Here is a 25,923-nt window from a genome sequence, read left to right as displayed (position 1 = left end):
GGCTTATGAAAAGATAAAAAGGTCGATGTTCATGCGCGACAGCAGTCCGGTCAGCCGCCGCAGGTAGATTGTACTTTTCAGCAGCGAAAGTAATGAAAATTCGGGACGCCCGACGCAGACGATGTTTATTTTTTGTTCCCGGCACAATCCTACGATGCTCTCCACCGGGGAATTGGAGCGTATCCGGCGCGCCTCGCCGCCGAGTTCCGTGGCGAGGTTCAGGTTGTTGATCAGGTAACGCTGCCGGGCGAGCGGAATACGGTCGTCGGCTTCGTGGTCGCCCTGCACGTAGAGTACCGTGAATGCGGCGTTCAGATGCGTGGCCATGCGTGCTGTCTTGCGGATGATGCGGCGGGCGCGCTTTTCGGAGGAGTCGATCACCGCCAGCAGTTTGTCGCGCCGGAACACCTCGGAACCGGTCACTTCACTGTCTACCTTCTTTTCCACGCGCAGCGCTACCTCCTTGAGTGCCAGTTCGCGCAGTTGCAGCAGGTTGTCCTGCGTGAAGAAGTTGCCGAGCGCCGCGGCGATCTTGTCGGGACGGTAGATTTTTCCGGCTTTCAGGCGTTCGATCAGTTCGTCGGCCGTGAGGTCGATATTCACCACCTCGTCGGCCATGGCCAGCACGCTGTCGGGAACCCGCTCGCGGATCTCGACGCCCGTGATCTCCTCGACGGACTCGTTCAGTCCCTCGATGTGCTGGATGTTGACGGCGGAGATGACGCTGATTCCCGCGTTGAGAATCTGCATCACGTCCTGCCAGCGCTTGGGGTTGCCGCTGCCTTCGATGTTGGTGTGGGCCAGTTCGTCCACGACGACGATCTCGGGGTGCAGGTTGACGATGGCCTGCGTGTCCATCTCCTCCAGTTCCTTGCCCTTGTAGAAGAGCCTGCGGCGCGGCACGAGCGGAAGTCCTTCGACGAGGGCTTCCGTTTCGGTGCGGCCGTGCGTTTCGACGTAGCCGATGCAGACATCGACGCCTGCATCGTGCAGTTGACGGGCCTCCTGCAGCATGCGGTAGGTCTTGCCTACGCCGGCGCTCATGCCGATGTAGACCTTGAACTTCCCGCGGTGCGAACGCCGGATCAGTTCCAGGAACCGCTGGACGCTGTCTTCTTTTTCCATCGTTACATCCTCAATGAGAATCCGCCTGTGAAATTGACATCTTCCGCTGCGGGATTCCAGCTCAGCGAGGTGAAGACGCCCAGTTGCAGCGATTGGAACACGGTCCAGCTCTTTCCGGCATTCAGAAAGACGTTCTGCACGTAGAAATCGCGGTCGATGCCGTAGGTTCCGAGGGCGTTCCACGGCACGATGCCCACCCCGGCCTTCATCTCCACGTCCTTGACAGCGAAGGGATACGAAACTTCGGCGTAGGTGGCGTAGGCCCGCTCCCCGGTTGCATTCACGTCGGCGGGACCGAACAGTACGGTATTCCAGGCCAGCGTGACGGGGATTTTCTCGTCGATACGCCATGCGATGCCCGCCTCGACGCGGTGGGGCGAATCGTTTCCGAAGCGAAAGTAGTTGCGGCTGACCGTGCCGCGGTCGGCGGCTCCGCCTTCCCAGTAAAGGTCGGCCAGCGAGAAGGTTACGGGACCGAGCGTGTAGGCCAGTGTGAGGTCCATCTCTTTGTAGGAGGTTGCGGCGAAGTCTACCGAACCCCAGGCCGTCGCCGAGAAGTTTCCGGCGGTCATCGTCAGCGTGGGCTGTAAGGCGGAACCGCTTTCCCAGACCCCGCGCCAGATGTAGGCGCTCACTACGTCCGTGCCGCCCGAGAAGCGTACGCCGCGCTCCTGGGCGCAGAGGTCGGTTGTCAGGAAGACCGCCAGGGCAGCCGTCAAAATAAATAGCCAGCGTTTCATCGTTTTATCTAATTTCATGGTTTACAGTTTGTTTTTGTTCAGTTCTTCCAATGCGACGTTCAGGCGGAGCACATTGACTTTCTCCGTGCCGAAGAGCCCCAGCCACGGTTTTCGGGTCAGCGAGTCGACCAGGCGCTGTACGGTTGCGGCGTCCAGTCCGCGGGCCCGGGCCACGCGCTGCACCTGTACCTGTGCACCGCGGGGCGAGATGTCGGGATCGAGTCCCGACCCGCTTGCCGTTACCATCTCTGCGGGAACCTCGGCACGGGTGAGGTAAGGATGCGCAGCGAGGAAATCCTGTACGCGCTGTTCGACTTGGGCAAGGTATTCGGGGTTGGTGGTAGCCTTGTTGCTGCCGCCCGAGCCGCCGCCGTTGTAGTCGACGGCCGAAGGACGGCTCCAGAAATGGGTGTTGTCGGCGAATGCCTGCCCGACGTTCGCCGCGCCGACGATTCGTCCGTCGAGCATGACTGTTTCGGCCTCGCCGCCGTTGGGGCCTGCGACGGCCGATACGCCGCGCAATACGAGCACATAGCCCACGCCGAGCAGCAGGCACATGGCCAGCGTTATTTTGAGTGAAATCCAGAGGTTTTTCATAGTTGAAGCAATGCTTTAGAAGAATATACTTATTAACATGTCTATCAGTTTGATGCCTATGAACGGTACGATCATGCCGCCCAGGCCGTAGATAAAGAGGTTGCGGCGCAGCAGCGCCGAAGCTCCGATCGGTTTGTACGTCACGCCGCGCAGGGCCAGCGGAATAAGCAGCGGGATGATCAGGGCGTTGAAGATCACCGCCGAGAGGATGGCGCTTTCGGGCGAATGCAGGTGCATGACGTTCAGGGCTTGCAACGACGGAATCGAAGCGATGAACAGCGCCGGGACGATGGCGAAATACTTGGCTACGTCGTTGGCGATGGAGAAGGTCGTGAGCGTGCCGCGCGTCATCAGGAGCTGCTTGCCGATCTCGACGATCTCGATCAGTTTGGTGGGGTCGTTATCCAGGTCGACCATGTTGCCCGCCTCCTTGGCGGCCTGTGTGCCGCTGTTCATTGCGACGCCTACGTCGGCCTGCGCCAGCGCCGGGGCGTCGTTCGTGCCGTCGCCCATCATGGCCACCAGTTTGCCGGCCTGCTGTTCGCGGCGGATGTATTCGAGTTTGTCCTCGGGCCGGGCTTCGGCGATGAAGTCGTCGACACCGGCCTTTTCGGCGATATATTTCGCCGTCAGCGGATTGTCGCCCGTGACCATCACGGTTTTGACGCCCATCCGGCGCAGGCGCTCGAAGCGTTCGCGGATACCGGTTTTGATGATGTCCTGTAACTCGATGACACCTGTGATGCACTCGTTTTCGCAGACTACGAGCGGCGTGCCGCCGTTCTCGGAAATCGTACGGGCCGAGGCTTCGATGCCGGCCGGGCAGGGGTTTTCATGTTCGGCGGCAATGCGGAGAATCGCCTCGGCGGCTCCCTTGCGGATGCGGCGGCCGTCGGGCATGTCGACACCCGAACATTTGGTCTCGGCGGTGAATTTCACCATTCGTACGCCGACCATCGTCATCGGGTCGACGCGGATGCCTTCGGCCGCGCCCAGTTCGACGACAGACTTGCCTTCGGGCGTCGGGTCGGCGACCGACGAGAGTACGCACATGCGGACGAAAGCCTTGGGGTCGACGCCTTCGGCCGGGTAAAAGCGCGTGGCTTTACGGTTGCCGATAGTGATCGTGCCCGTCTTGTCGAGCAGCAGCGTGTCGATGTCGCCCGCGGTTTCGACGGCCTTGCCCGACTTGGTGATGACGTTGGCCCGCAGCGCACGGTCCATGCCGGCGATGCCGATGGCCGACAAAAGGCCGCCGATGGTCGTCGGGATCAGGCAGACGAACAACGAGATGAACGCCGCGACGGTGATGTTCGCACCGACGTAGTCGGCGAAGGGTTTGAGCGAGGCGCAGACGATGACGAAAACGAGCGTGAACCCGGCCAGCAGGATTGTCAGGGCGATTTCATTCGGCGTTTTCTGGCGCGAGGAGCCTTCGACGAGGGCGATCATCCTGTCGAGGAAACTCTCGCCGGGTTTGGCCGTGACTTTCACCAGGATACGGTCGGAAAGCACCTTCGTGCCGCCTGTGACAGAACTTTTGTCGCCGCCCGCTTCGCGGATCACCGGGGCGGATTCGCCCGTGATGGCGCTTTCGTCTATCGAAGCCAGTCCCTCGACGATTTCGCCGTCGGCAGCTACTGTGTCGCCGGCGACGCATTCGAAAACATCGCCCTGGCGGAGCGCCGAACTGCTCACGATGTGCGACTGTCCGTCGGGATCGATGCGTTTGGCGGGGGTCTCTTCGCGGGTTTTGCGCAGGCTGTCGGCCTGTGCCTTGCCGCGCGCTTCGGCGATGGCTTCGGCGAAGTTGGCGAACAGCACCGTGAGCAGGAGCACGGCGAAAATCACGAGGTTGTAGAGCAGCGAACCCTGTGACGTGTTGCCCGTCACGGCGATCCAGACGATCAGCAGCAGCATGGCGAAGGTGACGGCTTCGACGGTGAACATGATCGGGTTTTTGACCATCGTGCGCGGGTCGAGTTTCGTGAACGAAGCACGCAGGCTCTGACGCAGTAACGTGCGGTCGAACAGTGAATTATTGCGATTTTGTTTCATGGAAATAACGATTTAGAAAGTCAGGTAATCGGCGATGGGTCCCAGCGCCAGCGCGGGGAAGAACGAAAGGGCCGCGACGATGATGATGACGGCGAAGGTCATCAGCGAGAAGGTTCCCGTGTCGGTCTTGAGTGTTCCGGCGCTCTGGGGGATATACTTCTTCGAGGCGAGGAGTCCTGCGATGGCGATTTGCCCCACGATCGGGAAATAGCGGCCCATGATCAGTGCGATGCCCGTCGAGATGTTCCAGAACGGCGTGTTGTCGGCGAGCCCTTCGAAGCCCGAGCCGTTGTTGGCTGCCGAAGAGGTGTATTCGTAGAGCATTTCGCTCAGGCCGTGGAACGAAGGGTTGTTGAGCCACCCTATTTCGGGATTGGCGGCGGCGACGGCTGCCGAAATGCCCGTGCCGACGAGGATCAGGAAGGGATGCATCAGCACGACCAGCGTGGCGATTTTCATTTCCCGGGCCTCGACCTTCCGGCCGAGGAATTCGGGCGTACGGCCGACCATCAGGCCGCTGATGAAGACTGCGATGATGAGGAATGCGAAATAGTTCATCCACCCTACTCCGACGCCGCCGAACCAGCAGTTGATCTGCATGTTGAGCATCTGTATCATGCCGCTCAAGGGGGTCTGCGAGTCGTGCATCGAGTTGACCGAACCGTTCGACGTGACGGTCGTCGTCATCCCCCACATGGCCGAGGCGGCAGAGCCGATGCGGATCTCCTTGCCTTCCATCGAGCCTGTTTCCTGTGCAATACCCATCTTGTCGATCTGCATGCTGCCGCTTGTCTCCTGCCAGACGGAGAAGACCACGCCCGCGGTATAGGCGAAGAGCATCACCCCGAAGATCCAGGCTGCGAGTTTGCGGCGGCGGACGAAGAACCCGAAGGCGAAAACCATCGCCATGGGCAGGATCAGGATCGACCAGCATTCGAGGATGTTGGTGAAGGCATTGGGGTTTTCGAGCGGGTGCGCCGAGTTCGTGCCAAAGTAGCCGCCGCCGTTGGTTCCCAGTTGCTTGATGGGTACGATGGCCGCCGTAGGACCTTGCGAGATGACTTGTTCGGCGCCTTCGAGCGTCGTGAGCGACTGTTTGCCGTCGAAAGACATCGGTGTGCCGTTGACGATGAGCAGGACGCCGACGACGAGCGACAGCGGCATCAGAATGCGCGTCACGCTGCGGGTGAGCAGCACCCAGAAGTTGCCGATGGTTTTGGTGGTTTTGCCGGCCAGCGCCTTCATCATTCCGGCCATGGCCGCCATGCCGCAGGCGGCAGTGACGAACTGGAAGAGCATGATGACGAACAGTTGCGTGAAGTAGCTCAGGCCCGTTTCACCGCTGTAATGCTGGAGGTTGCAGTTGACCATAAACGAGATGCAACTGTTGAACGCCAGGTCGGGCGACTGTCCGGGGTTGGCGTCGGGGTTGAGCGGCAGCCAGCCCTGGAGGACCAGCAGCAGCATCCCCCAGAAGAACCAGAAGAGGTTGACTGTCAGCAGCGCCTTGAGGAATTGTTTCCAGTTCATCTCTGCGGCGGGGTCGATGCCGCAGAAACGGTAGAGGGCCCGTTCGACGGGGGCCATGAAGTCGAGCCAGGTGCGTTCGCCCCGGTATACTTTGGCAATATAACGCCCCAGCGGGTAGCTCAGCGCCACCAGAAGGGTCCATTGCAGGATTACACCGTATAGTTCCGTATTCATTTATTGCGGGGTTAATGAGTCAGACAATCAGAATTTCTCGGGTTTGATGAGCACGTACATCAGATAGACGAATCCGAGGATGCTCAGGATAAGGAGGCTTGTAAACATAAGGCGTTAAATTTTTTCGAACCAGTCCACACATTTAAAATAAAATCCGTAGCACAGCACGCCGAGCGTGCAGAGCAGCAGGAACAGCATGATTTCATTCATCTCTTCGCTTTTTTGAATTAGACATTTTTTTTACGAACCCGCACAGCATCAGGTCTAACAGCAGCATTGCGCCGCAGAAAATCAGTATCAGGATAACGATTGCCATTTTGCCGTCGGGTTTTGTTGCCGATAAGCATACGAAGGGGATGCCAGAAAGTCGTTTTCGGGTTTAATTCGCTGATAAAGTGTTGTTTATAGGTTTGGTATGCGTGCCGGAAAAGAGGGCCGCCCTATCAAAATGATAAGGCGGCCCTCTCGGAATGAGACGGTGCGGAGGTTATTTTACCCCGTAACTCTCCAGTTTGCGGTAAAGCGTAGCGATGCCGATGCCCAGCAGGCGGGCGGCTTCGGCCTTGTTGCCTTTCGTGTGTTCGAGGACTTTGAGGATGTGGCGGCGTTCGAGTTCGTCGAGCGCCAGCGAATCGGAACCGGCGCAGTCGCCCGCCGTATGGAATTCGGGCGAAAGACAGTCGACCGTGAGCCGGTTGCCATCGGCCATGATCATGCTGCGTTCCACGACATTGCGCAGTTCGCGGACGTTGCCGTGCCACGTGTGGCGTTCGAGGGCGGCGATATAAGCATCGTCGACGGAGTCGATACGGCGCCCCATTTTATCGGCGAACTGCGCCGCGAAGAAGCGGATATACCCGGCAATGTCGCCGGGCCGTTCGCGCAGTGCGGGAAGGTGGATGTGGAACACCGAGAGGCGGAAATAGAGGTCCTCGCGGAAGTTTCCCGCGGCGATCTCTTTTTCGAGGTCACGGTTGGTGGCGGCGATCAGACGCAGATCCACCCGTGTGGGGCGCGTTTCGCCGATTTTGATAAATTCGCCGCTTTCGAGCACGCGGAGCAGTTTGGCTTGCAGCTCGACGGGCATCTCTCCGATCTCGTCGAGGAACAGCGTGCCTTTGTCGGCCTCCTCGAAAAGTCCTTTCTTGTCCTTGGCGGCTCCCGTGAAACTGCCGGCGCGGTGGCCGAACAGTTCGCTTTCGAGCAGTTCGCGCGAGAATGCCGAGCAGTTGATCGCTACGAAAACCCCTTTTGCCCGGCGGCTGGCGTGGTGGATGGCCTGTGCGAATACCTCCTTTCCGGTTCCCGTTTCCCCCGTGAGTAATACCGAGGTGTCCGTGACCGCGACTTTGCGCGCCAGGTCGACGGCTCGGCGCAAGGGGGCCGATTCCCCGGCGATCCGGTCGAAGGAGTGTTCCTCGGAGAGCTGGTTTTCGATGCGGGCCAGCCGCCGCTGCATTTCGGCTTTTTCGGCCGCCCGGCTCAGCAGGGGCAGTATCTTGTTGTTGTCGTCGCCTTTGGTGATGTAGTCGAACGCACCGTTCTTGATGGCCTGCACCCCGTCGGGAATATTGCCGTAGGCTGTCAGCAGAATCACCTCGGCGGCGGGCGCGGCTTCCTTGATCCGGCCTACCATCTCGACGCCGTTGCCGTCGGGGAGTTTGACATCGCACAGCACTACGTCGGGATTGTACTGACGGAGTTTTTTTAGTCCCGAAATGCAGTCCGAAGCCTCGGCTACGTCGTAACCCTCCAGTCCGATGATCCGCGCCAGCAGCCGGCGCAACTGTTCTTCGTCGTCGATAATCAGAATTTTCGCCATGTAGTTCTCAGACTCTTTCTTTTCGGGCAAAGGTAAGACAAATTCAGGCTGCGTCGGCACGGCATGACCATTTTCTGTTGTTTTTTGAATAGTTGTCGCCCCGGATTCCGGGTCGGAATTGCGTTATTTGCATCAACTTAAATGAATGCAATATGAATAATAAAACCTTATTGTGCTGCCTTCCGGCGATTCTGGGCGCGCCGTCGTTCGGGGCTCACGCTTCGGGGAAAGAGACTCCGGAAAGAGACGGTAACGGGACGGCCGGGCGCCCCAATGTACTCTTCCTGCTGACCGACGACCAGACGTTCAGTACGATTCGGGCATGGGGCAACAGCGATATTCACACCCCGAACATGGACCGGCTCGTGCGGCGGGGCGTGTCGTTCACCCAGACCCATGTGATGGGCGGTTTCAACGGCGCCATTTCGCAGCCCAGCCGCGCGATGCTCCTCACGGGCCGCGGCCTGATGGATGTACACCGCAACGGCGGCCTCATTCCCGAGACGGAAAAAACCTTCCCGGAACTGTTCCGCGAGAACGGTTATACGACCTTTGCGACCGGGAAATGGCATAGCGACAACGCCTCGTTCAACCGTTCGTTCTCCACGGGTGCGAACATCTTTTTCGGGGGAATGCACCCCTACGGGCGGAATAACGAATTGGGCCACAGGCGTCCCTGTCTCCACCAATACGATCCTGCGGGACGCTACGACAATACCAACGGCGTGTGGGTGGATGCTTCGCTCGACACCTTCTCGTCGGAGCTTTACGCCGATGCCGCCATCGGGTTCCTGGAAACTGCGTCCTCGGACGACGCGCCGTTTCTGATGTACGTTGCATTCACCTCGCCGCACGATCCGCGCAACGTGCTGCCGGGCTACGGCCGCAAGTACGACGGCGCCGGGTTGCAGATGCCTGCGAACTTCGTCGCACAGCATCCCTTTGATAACGGCGACCTGAACGAGCGCGACGAGAAACTGCTTCCCACGCCGCGAGTCCCGGAGCAGGTGCTGGCCGAAAGAGCCAATTACTACGGGATGGTCAGCGAAGTCGATTTCCAGATCGGACGGCTTCTCGATGCGCTGGAGAAGAGCGGCAAAGCCGATAACACGATTATCGTTTTCACGTCGGACAACGGCTTATGCGTCGGCGAGCACGGCCTGCTGGGCAAGCAGAATCTCTACGAGGCGGCGGTGAGGGTTCCGATGGTGATCTGCGGGCCCGGCATTCCGCAGAATACGGTGCGCGACGCCTATTGTTACCTCTACGACCTCTACCCCACGCTTTGCGACCTTGCGGGCATCGGGGTTCCGGCTACCGTGAAGGGCATCTCGCTGGAAGAGACCCTGCATGATCCCGGGGTGAAAAAACGCGAAGACATCCTGCTGACGTATATCAACCTCCAGCGCGCCATCAAGAAGGACGGTTTCAAACTCATCCTCTACAATGTCGACGGGCAGCGTCATCCGCAGCTTTTCGACCTCAAGGCCGATCCGATGGAGCTAAAAAACCGCTACGACGACCCTGCCTACCGTGAGAAACGCGAGGAACTGACCGGGCTGCTCTATGCCCGGATGAAGGCCGCAGGCGATTTCTGCGATCCCGAAAAACCCGACTGGGGCTATCCCGCGAAACTGAACTGGAAGCAGGTGATGCAGGTGAATCCCTGATTCCTGCATGGTGTGAAACGCAAAAAACAGGATATTTTGTTATCTTTGTCCGATAAGCATTTGTTTCAACCTGTATTTTAAGAACCCAACCTTACTGGCCGATGTCGAATATCTCAGCGACCGCATTTGCAGATACCAAACCCCATTACAACATTCTCGACGGATTGCGGGGAATAGCCGCTCTTACGGTCGTATGTTTCCACCTGTTCGAAGCCTTCGCAACCAGCCATCTCGACCAGCGGATTAATCACGGCTATCTGGCGGTCGATTTTTTCTTTATCCTTTCCGGCTTCGTCGTCGGTTATGCTTACGACGACCGGTGGAAAAAGATGACGGTAGCGGAATTTCTCAAGCGCCGTTTTATCCGCCTGCATCCCATGGTCGTCATGGGGGCTGTCATCGGAGCCGTCATGTTCTACTTCCAGGGTTGTTCGGTCTGGGACGTTTCGACGGTATCCATGTCCATGCTGCTGGTAGCGACGCTGCTCAATGCGCTGCTGATCCCGGCTGCGCCCGGTTCCGAAATCCGGGGCCTCGGTGAGATGTATCCGCTCAACGGTCCGAGCTGGTCGCTGTTTTTCGAGTATATCGGTAATATCCTCTATGCATTCTTTATCCGGAAACTTCCGACCAGGGCCCTTTCCGTATTGGTATTGCTTGCCGGCTGCGGATTGGCCGCATTCGCCATTTGGGGCCCTCTGGGCGATATCTGCGTCGGATTCGCCATGGACGGCGTCAACATGACGGGCGGTTCCCTGCGCCTGCTGTTCGCTTTCTCGGCGGGACTGCTGCTGTCCCGCGTGTTCAAGCCGATTCATATAAAAGGCGCGTTCTGGATTTGCAGCCTGGCCGTCGTCGCGCTGTTGTCGGTTCCCCGCATCGGTGGGAGCGAACATCTGTGGATGAACGGTTTATACGATACGGTCTGCGCCGTTGTCTTCTTTCCTCTGCTCGTATACCTCGGGGCATCGGGAAAGACGACGGATAAAATAACCACCCGGGTTTGTAAATTCCTGGGCGATATATCCTATCCGCTGTACATGGTGCATTATCCTTTCATTTATCTCTACTATGCCTGGGTTAAAAACGAAAACCTCACCTTCGAGCAGTCGCTGCCCGGCGCTGCGGCCCTCGTCGCGGGATCGGTGATCCTGGCTTATCTGTGCCTGAAATTGTACGACGAGCCGGTGCGCCGTTTCTTGACGAAGCGCCTTTTGCCCAAACAAAAGTTATAACCGGGTCTCTATATTGGGCAAAAAGCCCGTGATTATTCCCAACAGAGGCAGCAGGGTGCTGATCTGGAAAATAAACTCGATACTCGTCCGGTCGGCCAGCCAGCCGAAAAAGGCCGAGCCGAGGCCGCCCAGTCCGAACATCAGTCCGAAGAATACCCCGGCGATCATTCCGACTTTTCCGGGCATCAGGTCGGTCGCATAGACCAGGATGGCCGAGAAGGCCGACGAAATGACGAGGCCGATAATCACCGCCAGCACAATGGTCGCGCTCAGCCCGGCATAGGGCAGCAGCAGCGTGAAAGGCGCCGCGCCGAGAATCGATCCCCAGATGACGTACTTGCGTCCGATACGGTCGCCCAGCGGCCCGCCGATAAGCGTCCCCGCCGCCGAAGCGGCCAGGAATGCAAAAAGACAGTATTGCGCCCCCTGCACCGACATCGAAAACTTATCCATCAGAAAGAATGTGAAATAGTTGGTCATGGAGGCGATGTAGAAGTATTTCGAGAATACCAGCACACCCAGGATGACGAGCGCCGCCCGGACTTTCCGTTTCGGGAGGCCGTGTGCAGAAACCGTCGTCGTTACGGCGGATTTACGGGCCGCGGCGGCCAGTTGCCGTTTATACCAGTTTCCGATTCTTATGAGTATGAAAATGGCGAGCAGGGCGGTCAATGCAAACCAGCCGATCGAAGCCTGTCCGAAGGGAATCACGATCAAGGCGGCCAGCAGGGGCCCCATGGCACTTCCGGCATTGCCTCCGACCTGGAAGATCGACTGCGCCAGCCCTTTGCGGCCTCCCGAAGCGAGCTGCGCCACACGCGAAGACTCGGGATGGAAGACCGACGATCCGCAGCCGATCAGGCCCACCGACACCAGAATGAGGGAAAAGCCCGGAGCAATGGAGAGAGCAAGCAGCCCGGCCAGCGTGAAGCACATGCCCACGGCCAGCGAATAAGGCCGCGGATGGCGGTCTGCCATCATCCCGGCAACGGGTTGCAGGAGCGACGAAGTCATCTGGAAGACCAGCGTGATGATACCGATCTGGGCGAACGTAAACCCGAATTTCTCCTTGAGGAGCGGATAGACCGCCGGGATGACCGACTGCATCATGTCGTTGAGCAGGTGGGTGGCGCACACCATCAAAAGGATCGGATAGACCGTCCGGCTTGCCGTAATCCGAAGTGGCTGCGCGGAGGCAGGAGTGGTATTCATAGGCATCGACCGCTAAAATCCGTGCAAAAGTAGACTATTTAACCGGAATAAACAAGCCGGACCGCGGGATGAACGCACTTTCCCGGCGGCATACGGAAAACCGGGAGCGGATTATTCGGCCGGCTCGAATGAAACCGTCACCTCACTCCGTCCGAGGGCGGCTTCAAGGCCGGAAGTATCGTCCAGACGCCCGAGGTGGGTGTAACTGTAAGAGGTCGCAAACGTTTTGTAAAACAACACCAGGCAGTCGGACCCGTAAAGCATCAAATCGCCGGTATGGATCGTGCCGGGATTGGACGCCGATGTCTGCAAACGGTCCGGCAAATAATAGTATTTTTCATTGCCGTTCAGTTCGCCCATCCGGACGGTCATCGGCAGCATCGCCCTGAATGCCCGGGAGGCGGCATTGTCGGACAAGGTAGCCGTAAAGGATACCGTCCCGACGGCAATCCGCAAACGGTTGCCTGCCGACGGGCCGGGCCCGGGATCAGGTGTCGGCCCGGGCGTTTGATTGCCGGGAACAGGGGCCGTGTCATCCGGGCTGCATGCCGTGAATGCCGGCGATACGGCCATAACGATGAAAGCCATCGCTATTGTGAGAATACGTTTCATAACGGGACTTTTTTAAGTTTGACAATGTGGTTCCGTACAAGGACAAACCCGATGCCTGCCGCCAGGAACAGCAGGGCTCCCATCAGCGAATACCGGGAGCCGAATCCTGTGATAAACACCCCGCAGACAGCCGTGCCGACCGTCGTGCCCAGGTTGGCCGAGGTGAGGAACAGGCCGTTGGCAAAATCGGGAGCCTCGGGTGCGGCGTCGGAGATCATGTATTGCCCGGTATTGCTGGCTATGCCCGCCAAAATACCCAATACCAAAATAAGCACACTCGCCGGGATGGTTTGCGAGCCGGTCGCGAAGAGCAGCAGGTAGGCCGCCGACAGCAGGAACGGCACGACGATCATGCAGCGACGGGCGTTCCTGAAGAGCAGCCGCCCGGCAACGACGTTGCCGACGATGTTCGCCCCGCCGTAAACCAGCAGCAGGACGCTGACCGCATCGAAAGGCAGTTCCGTGACCGTATCCAGGAAATCGGACATATAGCTGAAGAAACCGAACATCGCGCCGTTTATAAACGTAAAGGCGATGACGGAGTGCCACGTTACGGCTTTCCTCAGGACCCCCAACTGTGCGCCGTAGGAGAGTTTTCGCTGAACAGGCAGCGACGGTATGCAGAAGATCGTTGCGATCAGTACCGATGCGTTCACGATCGCAAAAAACGCCATCGCCACGGAAACGGAGGTATGTCCGGCGATAAAACCGGTGACCGGAACGCCCAGCACCATGCCGGCCGAAACGCCGACGAATACTTTCGAAACCGCTTTCGGGGCCATCTCCTGGGGTACGGATGCCGCAGCGACCGAAAAGGCCATCGACACATAGACCGGGTGAAGGAATGCGGGCACAGCACGGGCGACGAGCAGCACGGCGAAGTCGTCGGTCAGCGCGGAAACGATGTTGCCGACCGTAAAAAGCCCCAGCGCCAGCAGCATCGCCGTCCGGCGGTTGACGCCCGAAAACAGCAGCGGCATCACCGGGGCCGAGAGGGCGACGATAAGTGCGAATACACTTACCGTCCAGCCCGCTTCGGGAACCGTAACTCCGAACGTTTCCGCAATCCGGGGAATAATTCCCACCACCCCCATCTCGGTGTTGATGATGCCGAAAACCCCGAACGTCAGGATCAGGACCAGCAATCCCGGCCTATGTGCGGATAACCTTTTCATCGCTTACAGCCGTTCCTGGAAGAATGCCGTCAGTTTGCCGAAAGGAATCACGTCGGTTCGGTCGTAAAGGTCGACATGGCCTGCGCCCGGTACGATGTAAAGCTCCTTCGGTTCGGCTGCCCGCCGGCAGGCATCCTCGCTGAATTCGCGCGAATGGGCATTCTCCCCGGCAATGAAGAGCAGGGCGCGCGGCGAAATGGTTTCGATATCGTCGAACGGATAGAAGTTCATAAACTTCACTTCGCTCGTCAGCGTCGGATGCGTCGTAGTCCGGGGCGTTGCTCCCCGGGGTGTATATTCGCCGCGGGGCGTGCGGTAAAATTCGTAGAACTCCCGCTCGATCGGCGTCGATTGTTCAGTCAGTTCGTGTACCGTGCCGCCGGTGTAGCGGGTTTCGCCGCCCAAAAATTCGACGTAACGCTGTTCGGCGGCTTCAATGAGGGCCTGTTTCCGCTGTTCGGGTGTCACCGCATTCTTCAGTCCGTTGCGTTTGGCCGTTCCCATGTCGTACATGCTTACGGTAGCTATCGCCTTCAGCCGCGGATCGATCTTCGCCGCACTGATGGCAAAACTGCCGCTGCCGCAGATGCCTATCGCACCGATGCGTTCCCGGTCGACGAACTCCCGCGTTCCGAGGAAATCGACCGCTGCACTGAAATCCTCCGCATAAACGTCCGGCAGGACAGCGTTGCGCGGTTCCCCGTCGCTGTCGCCCCAGAACGAGAGGTCGATGGACAGCGTCACGAAACCCTGTTCGGCCAGCTTCGTGGCATACAGATCGGCGCTCTGCTCCTTGACGGCTCCCATCGGATGACCCACGATGACCGCAGAACGCTTCTCGCCCGGCTTCATATCCCGGGGCAGGAAGAGGTTTGCACCCACCTTCATCTTATACAGGTTCGGGAACGAGACTTTTTCCACATTCACCTTATCGCTCTTATAAAAGTTGTCCGCATCGGTTTGTGCGGAAGAAATACCGTGTATCATAAAAAGGATTGTTGTTAAAATAAGTATTCGCTTCATATTCGTTGTTTTTTAATCGGTTTACCGGTAAGCCGCCTTGTAGATTCCCAGGCATTCGTCGATACTCAGCCGATGCCGGTCCGATTCGAACAGGGCAGGCATCGTATCGAAAGCGTTGAACGTCATTTGCCGCAATTCGTCGGGCGTGATGCCGAAATCGGACATTTTCAGATCGGACACCCCGCAGGCCTCCTGCAGGCGGGTGAGCGCCGTGATGAAATCCCCGGGGTTCGCGGCATCCTCCATGCCCATCGCACGGGCCATCCGCACGAACCGGTCGTCACAAACATGTTTTTCGACGAAGAACGAGAAGTAGGCTTTCGAAAGCATGATCAACCCCGCACCGTGGGGCAACGCCTGATGGTAGGCCGACATGGCGTGCTCCATCGAGTGCTGGCTGGTGGTCGCGCTCAGGCACATCACCACGCCCGAAAGGGTGTTGCCGAACGCTACGCGGGTACGGGCTTCCAGGTCATTTCCGTCGGCGACGGCACGAGGCAGGTTGCGGGCGACGTTTTCGATAGCCGTCAGGGCATACATGTCGCTTACGAGGTTTGCGAATTTCGAGATATAACTCTCGACGCTGTGGAACAGCGCATCGAAACCCTGATAGGCCGTGAACGCAGGCGGCACGGTGAGCATCAGTCGGGGATCGACGACCGACAGCACGGGAAACGCACCTTTGACGCCGATCTTTTCGTGTGTTTCGGAGTTGGTGACAACGCCCCAGGCATCGGCCTCGGAGCCGGTTCCGGCCGTCGTCGAAATAGCCACGAGCGGCAGCGGTTCGTGTGCAGGCTTCATGCCTTTGCCCGTTCCGCCGGAAACGTAGTCCCACAGGTCGCCGTCGTTGACCGCCATCAGGGCAATGGCCTTGGCTGCATCCATCACACTGCCGCCGCCGAGTGCGACAACCAGATCGCATCCGTTTCCGCGAGCCGCGGCGGCTCCGGCCATGACGGTCGATTTCAGGGGATTCGCTTCGATCCGGTCGAAGACGACCGTCTCGATCCCGGCCATCCGGAGTTGCTCTTCCGTCGCAGCCAGATAGCCGTTTGCACGGGTCGACTTCCCGTTCGAGATTACCAGCAGCGCCTTGCTGCCGGGCATCGCCTGCCTGTGCAGGTTCTGCAATTCACCGGCCCCGAAAAGTATCCGGGTCGGAATCCACATGTCGAAATTCATTTTCGTTTTCATAATCCGATCGTGTTTGAGATTTTTCACACTGCAAAATTACGATCCCGAAAGCACCGGGACAGTATGCGGATTACGGATATTCTTACCCCGATTACTGGTTTTGGACTGTCGGCCGACAACTCCGGTCTGGCGTCGGCTCGACTGACGAGCGTGAACCTCGGTTATCTTTGCCGGAAAATTTGAGAAAATAGCCGATATTTTTTATATTTGTAAGGATTGAATGTGTTTTTAATACATTCGGTCTCTGGTATATAACATTCGGTCGTTTTGTAGCCTTTCGGATATGACAATCGAGAAACTGGACGGAACTTCGCCCCGACTTTACACGCTCGTCGCACCGCTGGTCATGCGGCGCAGCGTGTTGCGTCAGAACAACAACTACCCGTTCTGGACCTCGCGTTCGCATACGTGGTTCGTGGCGTGGGAAGGTGAGACCGTTTTCGGATTCATGCCGGTGGAGATCACCGACAGTGGCGTGGCCAAGATCAACAACTACTACGTTTCGGGCGATGATCCGCAGTTGTTGTCGCGCTTCCTGCGCGAAATAATCCAATATTACCACCGCGACTATACGATACGTTCCGTGACGCTGATCCGCCATGCGGAGATATTTCGGACCGAAGGATTCGCGCAGGTCCGGGAATGGAAAGAGTACGTGGCGATGCAGTACGGGAAAAACCGGCAGCCATGAACGTCTACGAGCGGACACAGCAGCGGCTGAAAACGGTTTTCGACCTTTTCGACAACATCTACGTCTCTTTTTCCGGCGGCAAGGACAGCGGTGTGCTGCTCAACCTCTGCATCGACTACATCCGGCGGCACGGATTGCGGCGCCGGATCGGGGTGTTTCACATGGATTATGAAATCCAGTACCGCGACACGATCGACTACGTCGACCGGACGCTGGCCGCGAACGCCGATATTCTCGACATCTACCGGGTCTGCGTCCCGTTCAAGGTTCAGACCTGTACCTCGATGTTCCAGCGATACTGGCGGCCTTGGGAGGAGTCGAAACGGGAGCTTTGGGTCCGGGAAATACCTGCGGGGAGCCTCACGCAACGCGACTTTCCGTTCTTCACCGAAGAAATGTGGGATTACGAGTTCCAGAACCGCTTCGCCGAATGGCTCCACGAGCGCAGCGGCGCGGCGCGCACGTGCTGTCTGATCGGCATCCGCACGCAGGAGAGCTTCAACCGCTGGCGTACGATTTACAGCGACCGTAACCACCACCGGTTTTCCGGCAAACGGTGGATACGCCAATGGGTCGGCGGCGGCATCTGCAACGCCTATCCGCTCTACGACTGGCTGACGACCGATATATGGACGGCCAACGGACGCTTCGGCTGGCCCTACAATCGGCTGTACGACCTTTTCTACCGGGCCGGCGTGCCGCTCGACAGCCAGCGTGTGGCCAGTCCGTTTATCTCGCCGGCCATCGCCAGTCTGCACCTCTACAAAGCCATCGACCCGGACACGTGGGGACGCATGGTCGGTCGGGTCAACGGGGCCAATTTCGCGGCGCTGTACGGCCGGACGACGGCTGTCGGCTGGCAGGCGGTGCGCCTGCCGAAAGGGATGACCTGGGAGCGCTACATGTATTTCCTGCTCTCTACCCTGCCCGAGCCGACGCGGCGCAACTACCTGGAAAAACTCTCCGTAAGCATCCGTTTCTGGCGCGAAAAAGGCGGATGTCTCTCCGAGGCTACCATCGGGAAACTGCAAAAGGCCGGCGTCCGGATCGAAGTCGGCGGCCGCACCGCCTACCGCACCGACAAGCGGCCGGTACGCATGGAGTATCTCGACGACATAGACCTTCCGGAATTCAGCCAGCTGCCCACATTCAAACGTATCTGTATCTGCATTCTGAAGAACGACCACGCCTGTAAATACATGGGATTTTCGCCCAGCAGGAGCGAAACGCAGCGCCGCAAGAAAATCATGGAAAAATATGAATCGTTACTACGAATCTCAAACGAAGAACACCTACCGGAGCCCTGTCTATAACGTTCGTGCCGTGCCGGTGGAGAAGGTCGTGGCGAACAGTTACAATCCTAACGTCGTCGCGCCGCCCGAAATGAAACTGCTGGAACTCTCGATCTGGGAAGACGGCTACACGATGCCGTGCGTCTGCTATTACGACGCCGAAAAAGACCGCTACGAACTGGTGGACGGCTACCATCGCTATCTGGTGCTCAAAACCTCGAAACGTATCTACGAACGTGAACGGGGACTGTTGCCCGTTGCCGTGATCGAAAAGGACCTTTCGAACCGCATGGCCTCGACCATTCGCCACAACCGGGCGCGCGGGACGCACAACGTCGAACTGATGAGCGAAATCGTTGCCGAACTGACCCGCGCGCGGATGTCCGACCAGTGGATCATGCGTCATATCGGCATGGACCGCGACGAACTGCTGCGCCTCAAACAGATCACGGGCCTTGCCGAACTCTTTGCCGACAAGGAGTTCAGCCTCGGCGACGCCGATGAGGGCACGGCCGAAACAGCCGGGAACCTGCGCTGATTGAAAAACATGTCCCGGATATTATCCTATCGTGACCTATTTTAAAGACTTGAAAATTAGGTCACGAATAAGGATTAAAAACCTGCTTTTCGTTGCTTTTTTCAGCTTCGGTCTGAAAACGAAAAAACCTTACATATCATTGATACATAAGGTTTTTGCTCTTTATTTCAGCCTCTTTCTCAAGGCTTCGTGAGCGGAAAACGGGAATCTGACCGTGTTTTCCGTTCTATATTGATTTTTAACAAATTCCACTTAAAATCGTCAGGGTTGAATGTCCTGTGATACATTCTGTCCACAAATCATTTGCACTCTCAAAATCTTATTCAGAACGGTATTGCAAAGATAATACTTTTACATTTAACTGCAAATAAATCAAGCAAAAAACGTTCAATTTTTTTAATATTTGGTTGTATCTACATGACCATATGCCGAACAAATGCAGTACGATAATTGATATTTCCAAATTGCCGGAACCCTATAAAAATCCTTTTGACAATACCGTATTTACGCCTTCATCCCCTATTCTGATACGTCAATGTCATATTGACCGCTCGTTTTGTCCAGTGTCGGATGCAGATACCGTAAAACGAAGATTTGGAAATTACAAGAATATATGTCATGCCAATTATCTTAATAGCCATTAAATAAAATGGAGGCAGATAGCATAAAACCGATTTTTTGTTCTATATTTGTAATGTTTATTAAATTAACGGGCATTAAAAAAGCATGAAGTTTTATAACCGAATACAGGAATTAGAAATACTTGGACGCACTTGGGAGCAATCTAAACAAAGTGCGTGCTTTACAGTAATGGTCGGCCGTCGCCGCATCGGGAAGACCTCGTTGTTGCTGGAATCCGTAAAGGGGACGAAATATCTCTATTTGTTCGTATCTCGGACCAGCGAGCCGCTTCTATGCGAACAATTCCAAAAGGATGCAGCACAAGCATTGGGTATACAGATCTTCGGCACGATTACCCGATTTAGGGATTTATTCGAGCAATTATTGATTTTCGGCACGAAAGAACATTATACGCTTATCATCGACGAATTCCAAGAGTTCGCCAACGTAAACTCGTCCATATTCAGTGAGATTCAGAATTTGTGGGATCAGTATAAAGGTAGAGTGAAGATAAATTTCATTGCTTCCGGCTCCATCTACTCGATGATGATGAAAATTTTCGAGAACCGGAAAGAGCCTCTGTTCGGTCGTCTTACATCCAAAATTACGCTTCAGCCTTTTGCTGTCAGAGTCATCAAGGAAATCCTGAACGACTACAATCCTAAATACACTTCCGAAGACCTGCTTTGTCTATATATGCTCACGGGAGGAGTTCCTAAGTACATAGCCTTGTTAATGGAGGCGGGGGCTACAAAGAAAAACAAGATGCTGGATATGGTTACGAGTCCTGACTCACCGTTTATCGGTGAAGGGAAAGACCTCCTCGTATCGGAATTCGGAAAAGAATATGGAACCTATTTTTCGATACTCCAACTGATTGCTTCCGGAAAAAACACGCAAAGCGAAATAGACTCTGTTATCGGTAAAAATACCGGGGCCTATCTGGCTAATCTGGAGCGGGAATATTCGTTGATTACCAAAAACAGACCCATGTTTTCTAAGCCGGAGAGTCGGAAAAACCGCTGGAGCTTGAACGACAATTACCTTCGGTTCTGGTTTCGGTTTATCTTCCCGAATCAATCGTTGATAGAGATGGGGAAATACGATATGCTGCGGGAAGTTATCGACCGGGGCTACGAACAATACAGCGGCTTAATTCTGGAGAAATACTTCCGGGCCAAAATCGCCGAAGAAAAACGGATAACCGGTATCGGCAGTTATTGGGATAACAAGGGAGAAAACGAGATCGACGTTATCGCCATAAACGATTTGGACAAAACGGCCATAGCTGCCGAAGTCAAACGCAATTCCAATAAGATAGACATGAATATTCTTCAATCAAAAGTTCATTCAGTTAAAGAATTGGCTAAATATGAAATCGAGTTGCAAGGATTGTCGTTAGAGAATATGTAGCTAAAGGATAATATGGGATATATAAATAATAAATAGTTGTAGGGCGAAACGAGAGATAAAATAACGGAGATTATATATTCTCCGTTATTTTATCTTTTTCATATTGGATAAGACATTTGTGACTATTTAAGCGATTTGTTTTTATATAGGTTAAGATATCGTCTTGATTAATATTCTCAGGAATATAGCTTTCTAGTTTTCGAATGGCACTAGAAGGCACGCCATATTCAAGAAGAATTGCTAGATTTTCTCGAATAAAATCATTTTCTATTAAGTTTGCATAATAAGTATAATTGCCGGCTCTAATACGTTTTTCTGCACACACAAAACGTTGCAATTCATTCATTACAGACAACCATTTAGGAATCTTGTATTGAAACCAATGTTTCATGGCTTGAAATACAAACTGGATTGCCTCATCTCGTAAGTCAGTACTTAATTTGTCTTTATTTGTCTCAAGTTTTCTACGGTAATTAAACTGATTATTTACCAAGTAAAAGATGTTTTTATTGATGCCATAATCGAAAGTTATTTTAATCAGTTGTTCTTTACTCATAGGAGCAATACTCTCACCAGGCGTTTTAAGTTTATCCCATGCAAGTCCTAAAACAAACCGGAGCTGCTCATATTTGGGATAACTATTCCAATATATGAGGTCATATTGAGAATATATTTGATCCCATAATATATCTATAATCTGTTTTTGCCCATGAACACTTAATCCATTTCGTTTTATGACTTCTCTTTCTTTAGTAGGGATTTGCAAAATAGACTGATACTGTTTAGTATTTTTGTCTCGAATATCACTATCATCTAACTGTATAAGCACCTCGTCTTTTATGGGATTTTGCTGGAAAAATGGAATATCAATAATGATATTGGATTTCTCTGGTGGAGGATTGAAATTATATATTTTCCCTATATAGTGAACCATCATTCTACCTGCTCGCCCCTTAATGTTTGAATAATCAAAATAGTCTACTTGATTGGAACCTTTCTTTGCGTCAAAATAGACTATATTTTTGGCACTCGTATTCACTCCTTCGATGATAGTGGAAGTGCAAAATAAGTATTTGATGGCGCCATTATTGAAATAATTGATTATTGAAGTAGTTATGTGTTTTTGCAGAGCGCCGTCATGAATGCCAATATCATATTTTAGCGTATTCAAAAGAGACCAATCATCTGAGATAAATTCACGAATCCAGTCTGTCAAAGGATATGTATTGGAACTGACAGATTTACCTTTAGCCTCTAGATAAGAAGCAAATTTTTTAGAAAGAAATCTTACTCTTGTTGGAGACGAGCAATAGATAATAGTTTGCTCTTCAGATAAGGTTTCTAATAACTCAAAAAGAATATTCTCTTTAAATTCTTTTCTCTCTCCACTAATGCCAAATTTCCCCAAATACTTTTGATAAATATTTATTTCACGTGAATCAACTAGAGAATAGTTACTTCTGTAAAAGATAGCATTGTAAGTTTCTGCAAAACCAGCACTAATGCCATCAATATTTGGCCCAAGTAAATAGAACTTCGGAGCGAACTTTTGTAAAAGATAATAGAAAGCATTGTTCAGAGAGGATGACCTTTCGTCATCACGTTGTCCGCTTAATTTATAAAATTCATCAATTACAAGAAAATCTATATTGGCAAAAAGAGTATATTCATTTACTCGTTCTGCTGTAAATAAAAATATATTGCCTTTGTCCTCTGAAGGTTTTTGTGTAGTCCTTACTATTAACTTATAATTATCATTATATTTTAAAAGTTTTTTTCTAGTTTCATCTAATAATGCAAGTGTTGGCTGAATGATTATGATATTCCTATATTGTCTTGACGCGACAATTTCCTCTATCAATAAACTCTTGCCAAAACTTGTAGGAGCGCTTACTATAACATTTTTATTTGAATGTAGGAGATCTAATAAATTTTTTTGTTCATCATGAAAGTATTTGTCCGGAATGTTTTCTGAGCCATGTAGCTCTTTTCTTATTTCGGCGGCGGTATTGTTAAGTTTAAGATGCTCCTTTTGTAGATAGGGATAGAATCCCGCTATTTCAATTACATTAGTCCAAAGATCCTTACTAGATATATGTAACTTTCCCCAATTATTTAAAACATTAATGGCCAACTTGTAACCATCAGGATTTTGCTCATCTATAAGCGCATGACAGACTTGAGCATACTTAAAGCTATCATCAAATGAAATTTCTTGAGACTCCTCAAGCATTGATATAATAGTCTCGATATTATGCATTTTGCTGATTGTAAAGTTTCTGGTGTAATACTTTAATTAGCTCTTTTTTAGATGGAATAGGAAAGAGGATTAATATAACATTGAGATTAGTGACAACCGGCTCTCCTGTTTTTATTTCTCCTATTAATTTGTTAAATTCAGCATCAAGTAATCTTATTTCTGTTTCAAATTCTTTTGAAAAATCAGGATGCATGTCGTGAGCGCATTTTTCAAATATTTGTGATTGATAGGTGCAAATGATTGGTATAGTGACAGATTTAAGAATATCCTCCAATTTATACCTGCCTTGACTTACTTTGTGAAAAGTGTCAAACCAATATTGCTTTTGGCTGAGAAAGGTTTCATACTGTGTTTTTGTATTTTCATCAGGATATTCTTCGATAGGTAGAAAAGAGTATTTCTTTTTTGCAAGTAGTGCAAACTCTCGTTTTAAAAAATCACATTTGAAGTGTGTTTTAATATCCTCTAACAAATCCTCTATGCCACTCTTCCCTGCTGTACCATCCTTCCTGTAGTAAATTTTGGATTCACCCAGATAAAGAGATGGAACTTTGTGATCTGTAAGATTAGGTCCTATATGTACCGAATCAAATCCATGCACAGTAAACCCATCTGTATCTTTAAAATATATTTTCGACACCAGAGGAACTGAATTAAAATAATCTCGCAAGAGAACATGGAGGATAAGTTCTCCAAACTCGCCTCTCTTTTTTATTTTATCCTCCGCCTTTAAGTCGGTATCATCAATTACTGAGTCTTTGTCCAAATAGGTCCATTTGACATCATTGAATGAATCAATTTTATATATTGATTTAGCTGCTTCAATTAGTTTCCTCCTATCATAGGTTTTCAGAATTCCTGTGTGATAGCCAAATGCAAAGTCTACAACCGCATCCATTAATATGTCCGCAAATTCCGTTGTTCTACAAACTCCCAGATCAAATCCAATGTAAAAAGTCTTAAGTTGGGACTCTGAAATATTATTCATCAAAACCTCTTCTGATCTAAAAGACATACTTCCTTTCTTTTATTAAATACAAATTTAATAAAATTATGCTAATACCTAAAAGTCAATTTATTAGAAAACCTATAAAGATCACTCTCTCAAATTATTTAGTAGCGCTGTCTGACTCTGCTTGCCGCCACTTCCACAATAATTTGCATTCCATTTTTACAGTCTCCCTAATTCAAGACACGACTTCATCATTCTAACTCTGATTTTTGCTCATAAATCTCATTCTACAAATATAATTTAGGTAAATATACACATTTATTAATAAAACTAATCTAAGAAATGTATTTATTGTTGGTATTAGTTGTATGAAGAGGGGGAAAGTAACACGGCCCGTATTTTGCTCCATTTATTCTGTTACGGGGAAATAGCAGTATATTTACCGGCTGACAGGTAAACACGAGGAGGCATACAAGCGAAAATACGAACATGGAGATTCTCGATCATATATACCATAATGCAACGCCCCTTATACGTCCGTCCGACGGTTCGTAGCAAGGAAGGAGTCGTATTTCACGTGTGCTTTACCGGGTGTTTATCCGAATAGTTTATAAACCTTTAAAGCACAACGAAATGAAAACATCCATCGCCCCGAGGCTCAACTACTGCGCCGACAGCGAAGGCCGTTACGCTTTGATTATCCAAGTGATCCACGACCGTCGCCGCAGCATCCTGACCACTCCCTATCGTCTCTATCCGGATGAGTTCGACCGGAAAAAGTGTCGGGCCATTCCCACAAACCGCACCAAGGCTCACCGCAACATGATCCGCGAAGCGAACGAGAGTATCGCAACTTACCTTTCGGCACTGAGCCTCCTCGCCGACAAGCTGAAAAAGACGGGCGCTCCCTATACGGCGCAAAGTATTACCGACCTCTATAAATGCAACAGCGATTACCATTACCTGACGACATTCGCGGAGAAACTGATCGCCGACCTCGAAACCACGGGGCGTTTCGGTACGGCACGCACCTACCGGTCGCTGATGAGGGCATGGGGAAAATTCGCACCGAATACCCGATACCGCTTCTCGCAGCTCGATTCCCGGACGATCGCTGCCTTCGGCGATTATCTGGAACAGCACGGAAACCAGCGGAACACGGTAAGTTTCTACCTGCGGACCCTGCGGGCGTTATACAACCGCGCCCGCAAGTATGGCTATGCTCCGGAGGGCAGCAATCCATTCCGCGAAGTGTCGTTTAAACCGGCCAAAACCCCGAAACTGGCCGTGACGCGAGAGTTGCTGAATACGTTGGCGGGTACGGATTTCGAAGATGCGCTGCTGAACGAAGCTCGCGACATGTTCCTGTTCAGTTTCTACGCGCGGGGAATGTCGTTCGTGGATATGGCCTACCTCGAAAAGGACAAAATATGGGACGGCGCCCTGCACTACCGGCGACACAAGACCCACCAGACTTTCAATGTGGCCATCACTCCGCAGTTGCGTGAGATCATCGACAGGTACGACACGGCTGATTCGCCTTGGGTTCTGCCCTGCATGAAACGCGGACGGCTGTTCTCCACTTATTCGGACGAGAATCCGGATAATGCCCTCTCCCCTGCCGTGCAGTACAAATTCTACTGCATGGCCCTGCAATATTATCTGCTTCTGCTCCAAGAAATCTCCAAAAGGCTGGGATGCAGGAAGCTGACCTTCAATGTGGCCCGCCATACTTGGGCGACCGAAGCCCGGAGCATGGGCGTTCCCATGCCGCATATCAGCGAAGGTTTGGGCCACACTTCGGAGCAGACGACACGTTTCTATCTGGCCCAGCTGGACAGTCGTACGGTGGACAAGGTCAATGAGATGGTGACGAAACTGCGTTGAAAAATCGAATGGAAAACCGGCTATAGAATCGAGACATAACCCTATTCGCTACGGGCAGCGAAAAATCAACGAGGATTCAACGCATAATATGACTGATAA

The 25,923-nt window shown here is 53.0% G+C and carries 21 protein-coding genes; 7 read left to right on the top strand and 14 right to left on the bottom strand.

What is annotated here, in order from left to right; translation table 11 throughout:
- Positions 1–3: 3 nt before the first annotated feature.
- The 7 genes from KG007_RS00105 to KG007_RS00075 form a co-directional block, all read right to left on the bottom strand.
- On the bottom strand, positions 4–1,125 hold the full coding sequence (locus KG007_RS00105; RefSeq protein ID WP_195460304.1) for a sensor protein KdpD: 1,122 nt from the start codon (positions 1,123–1,125) through the stop codon (positions 4–6).
- 2 nt (positions 1,126–1,127) lie between these two features.
- A complete protein-coding gene (locus KG007_RS00100; RefSeq protein WP_213346746.1) occupies positions 1,128–1,883 on the bottom strand; it encodes a hypothetical protein in 756 nt (251 codons plus the stop codon).
- A 3-nt stretch (positions 1,884–1,886) separates the two neighbouring features.
- Positions 1,887–2,462 carry a potassium-transporting ATPase subunit KdpC gene (gene kdpC / locus KG007_RS00095; protein WP_213346744.1) on the bottom strand — a complete coding sequence of 192 codons (576 nt, stop codon included), beginning with the start codon at positions 2,460–2,462 and terminating at the stop codon, positions 1,887–1,889.
- A gap of 15 nt (positions 2,463–2,477) precedes the next feature.
- Positions 2,478–4,520, bottom strand: coding sequence for a potassium-transporting ATPase subunit KdpB (gene kdpB, locus KG007_RS00090; RefSeq protein ID WP_213346742.1), 2,043 nt, complete (start codon positions 4,518–4,520; stop codon positions 2,478–2,480).
- Between the two features lie 12 nt (positions 4,521–4,532).
- Complete coding sequence (gene kdpA, locus KG007_RS00085; RefSeq protein WP_213346740.1) at positions 4,533–6,224, bottom strand: potassium-transporting ATPase subunit KdpA; 1,692 nt, start codon at positions 6,222–6,224, stop codon at positions 4,533–4,535.
- A gap of 27 nt (positions 6,225–6,251) precedes the next feature.
- Positions 6,252–6,332, bottom strand: coding sequence for a K(+)-transporting ATPase subunit F (gene kdpF, locus KG007_RS00080; protein ID WP_195460920.1), 81 nt, complete (start codon positions 6,330–6,332; stop codon positions 6,252–6,254).
- Between the two features lie 379 nt (positions 6,333–6,711).
- Positions 6,712–8,046: a sigma-54-dependent transcriptional regulator gene (locus tag KG007_RS00075; protein ID WP_213346738.1), complete on the bottom strand. Its 1,335-nt coding sequence runs from the start codon at positions 8,044–8,046 to the stop codon at positions 6,712–6,714.
- Positions 8,047–8,198: 152 nt separating this feature from the next.
- Here KG007_RS00075 and KG007_RS00070 point away from each other — a divergent pair, with 152 nt between their 5' ends.
- Together KG007_RS00070 and KG007_RS00065 are read left to right on the top strand one after the other, a co-directional pair.
- Positions 8,199–9,716: a sulfatase-like hydrolase/transferase gene (locus tag KG007_RS00070; protein ID WP_213346736.1), complete on the top strand. Its 1,518-nt coding sequence runs from the start codon at positions 8,199–8,201 to the stop codon at positions 9,714–9,716.
- 101 nt (positions 9,717–9,817) lie between these two features.
- Positions 9,818–10,951, top strand: a complete 1,134-nt coding sequence (locus KG007_RS00065; RefSeq protein ID WP_195460318.1) for an acyltransferase family protein — start codon at positions 9,818–9,820, stop codon at positions 10,949–10,951.
- Here KG007_RS00065 and KG007_RS00060 read toward each other — a convergent pair.
- From KG007_RS00060 to KG007_RS00040, 5 genes are all read right to left on the bottom strand, one after another.
- Positions 10,946–12,163: an MFS transporter gene (locus KG007_RS00060; RefSeq protein ID WP_213346734.1), complete on the bottom strand. Its 1,218-nt coding sequence runs from the start codon at positions 12,161–12,163 to the stop codon at positions 10,946–10,948. The genes KG007_RS00065 and KG007_RS00060 overlap by 6 nt on opposite strands.
- Before the next feature lie 111 nt (positions 12,164–12,274).
- Entirely contained in the window at positions 12,275–12,775 is a 501-nt protein-coding gene (locus KG007_RS00055) for a cyclophilin-like fold protein (RefSeq protein ID WP_213346732.1), read from the bottom strand.
- A complete protein-coding gene (locus KG007_RS00050) occupies positions 12,772–13,950 on the bottom strand; it encodes an MFS transporter (protein ID WP_213346731.1) in 1,179 nt (392 codons plus the stop codon). The genes KG007_RS00055 and KG007_RS00050 overlap by 4 nt, the downstream gene beginning before the upstream one ends.
- Positions 13,951–13,953: 3 nt before the next feature.
- Positions 13,954–14,973 carry an alpha/beta hydrolase gene (locus KG007_RS00045; protein WP_213346730.1) on the bottom strand — a complete coding sequence of 340 codons (1,020 nt, stop codon included), beginning with the start codon at positions 14,971–14,973 and terminating at the stop codon, positions 13,954–13,956.
- Between the two features lie 21 nt (positions 14,974–14,994).
- Complete coding sequence (locus KG007_RS00040) at positions 14,995–16,170, bottom strand: iron-containing alcohol dehydrogenase (RefSeq protein WP_213346729.1); 1,176 nt, start codon at positions 16,168–16,170, stop codon at positions 14,995–14,997.
- A gap of 283 nt (positions 16,171–16,453) precedes the next feature.
- Between KG007_RS00040 and KG007_RS00035 the strand changes: the two genes are divergently transcribed.
- The 4 genes from KG007_RS00035 to KG007_RS00020 all read left to right on the top strand — a co-directional run bounded on the left by KG007_RS00035 (position 16,454) and on the right by KG007_RS00020 (position 20,725).
- A complete protein-coding gene (locus KG007_RS00035; RefSeq protein WP_195460328.1) occupies positions 16,454–16,861 on the top strand; it encodes a hypothetical protein in 408 nt (135 codons plus the stop codon).
- Positions 16,858–18,174 (top strand): DUF3440 domain-containing protein, encoded by a 1,317-nt coding sequence (locus KG007_RS00030; RefSeq protein WP_213346728.1) that lies wholly within the window; start codon positions 16,858–16,860, stop codon positions 18,172–18,174. Before KG007_RS00035 ends, KG007_RS00030 begins: the two co-directional genes overlap by 4 nt.
- Positions 18,119–18,691 (top strand): IbrB-like domain-containing protein, encoded by a 573-nt coding sequence (locus KG007_RS00025; RefSeq protein ID WP_195460332.1) that lies wholly within the window; start codon positions 18,119–18,121, stop codon positions 18,689–18,691. The genes KG007_RS00030 and KG007_RS00025 overlap by 56 nt, the downstream gene beginning before the upstream one ends.
- Positions 18,692–19,417: 726 nt before the next feature.
- Positions 19,418–20,725, top strand: coding sequence for an ATP-binding protein (locus KG007_RS00020; RefSeq protein ID WP_213346727.1), 1,308 nt, complete (start codon positions 19,418–19,420; stop codon positions 20,723–20,725).
- 70 nt (positions 20,726–20,795) lie between these two features.
- Here the strand turns inward: KG007_RS00020 and KG007_RS00015 are convergent, their stop codons facing one another.
- Positions 20,796–22,985, bottom strand: a complete 2,190-nt coding sequence (locus KG007_RS00015) for a DEAD/DEAH box helicase (protein ID WP_213346726.1) — start codon at positions 22,983–22,985, stop codon at positions 20,796–20,798.
- Positions 22,978–24,000, bottom strand: a complete 1,023-nt coding sequence (locus KG007_RS00010; RefSeq protein ID WP_213346725.1) for a HamA C-terminal domain-containing protein — start codon at positions 23,998–24,000, stop codon at positions 22,978–22,980. The genes KG007_RS00015 and KG007_RS00010 overlap by 8 nt, the downstream gene beginning before the upstream one ends.
- 570 nt (positions 24,001–24,570) lie before the next feature.
- On the opposite strand from KG007_RS00010, the gene KG007_RS00005 reads away from it, so the two are divergent.
- Entirely contained in the window at positions 24,571–25,824 is a 1,254-nt protein-coding gene (locus tag KG007_RS00005) for a site-specific integrase (protein WP_213346724.1), read from the top strand.
- Positions 25,825–25,923 lie beyond the last annotated feature (99 nt).

This window comes from Alistipes montrealensis (assembly GCF_018362775.1).
In the GTDB taxonomy this organism is placed as follows: domain Bacteria; phylum Bacteroidota; class Bacteroidia; order Bacteroidales; family Rikenellaceae; genus Alistipes; species Alistipes montrealensis.
Note: the sequence above shows the minus strand (reverse complement) of the source record. Positions and strands in the feature narration are given on the sequence as shown.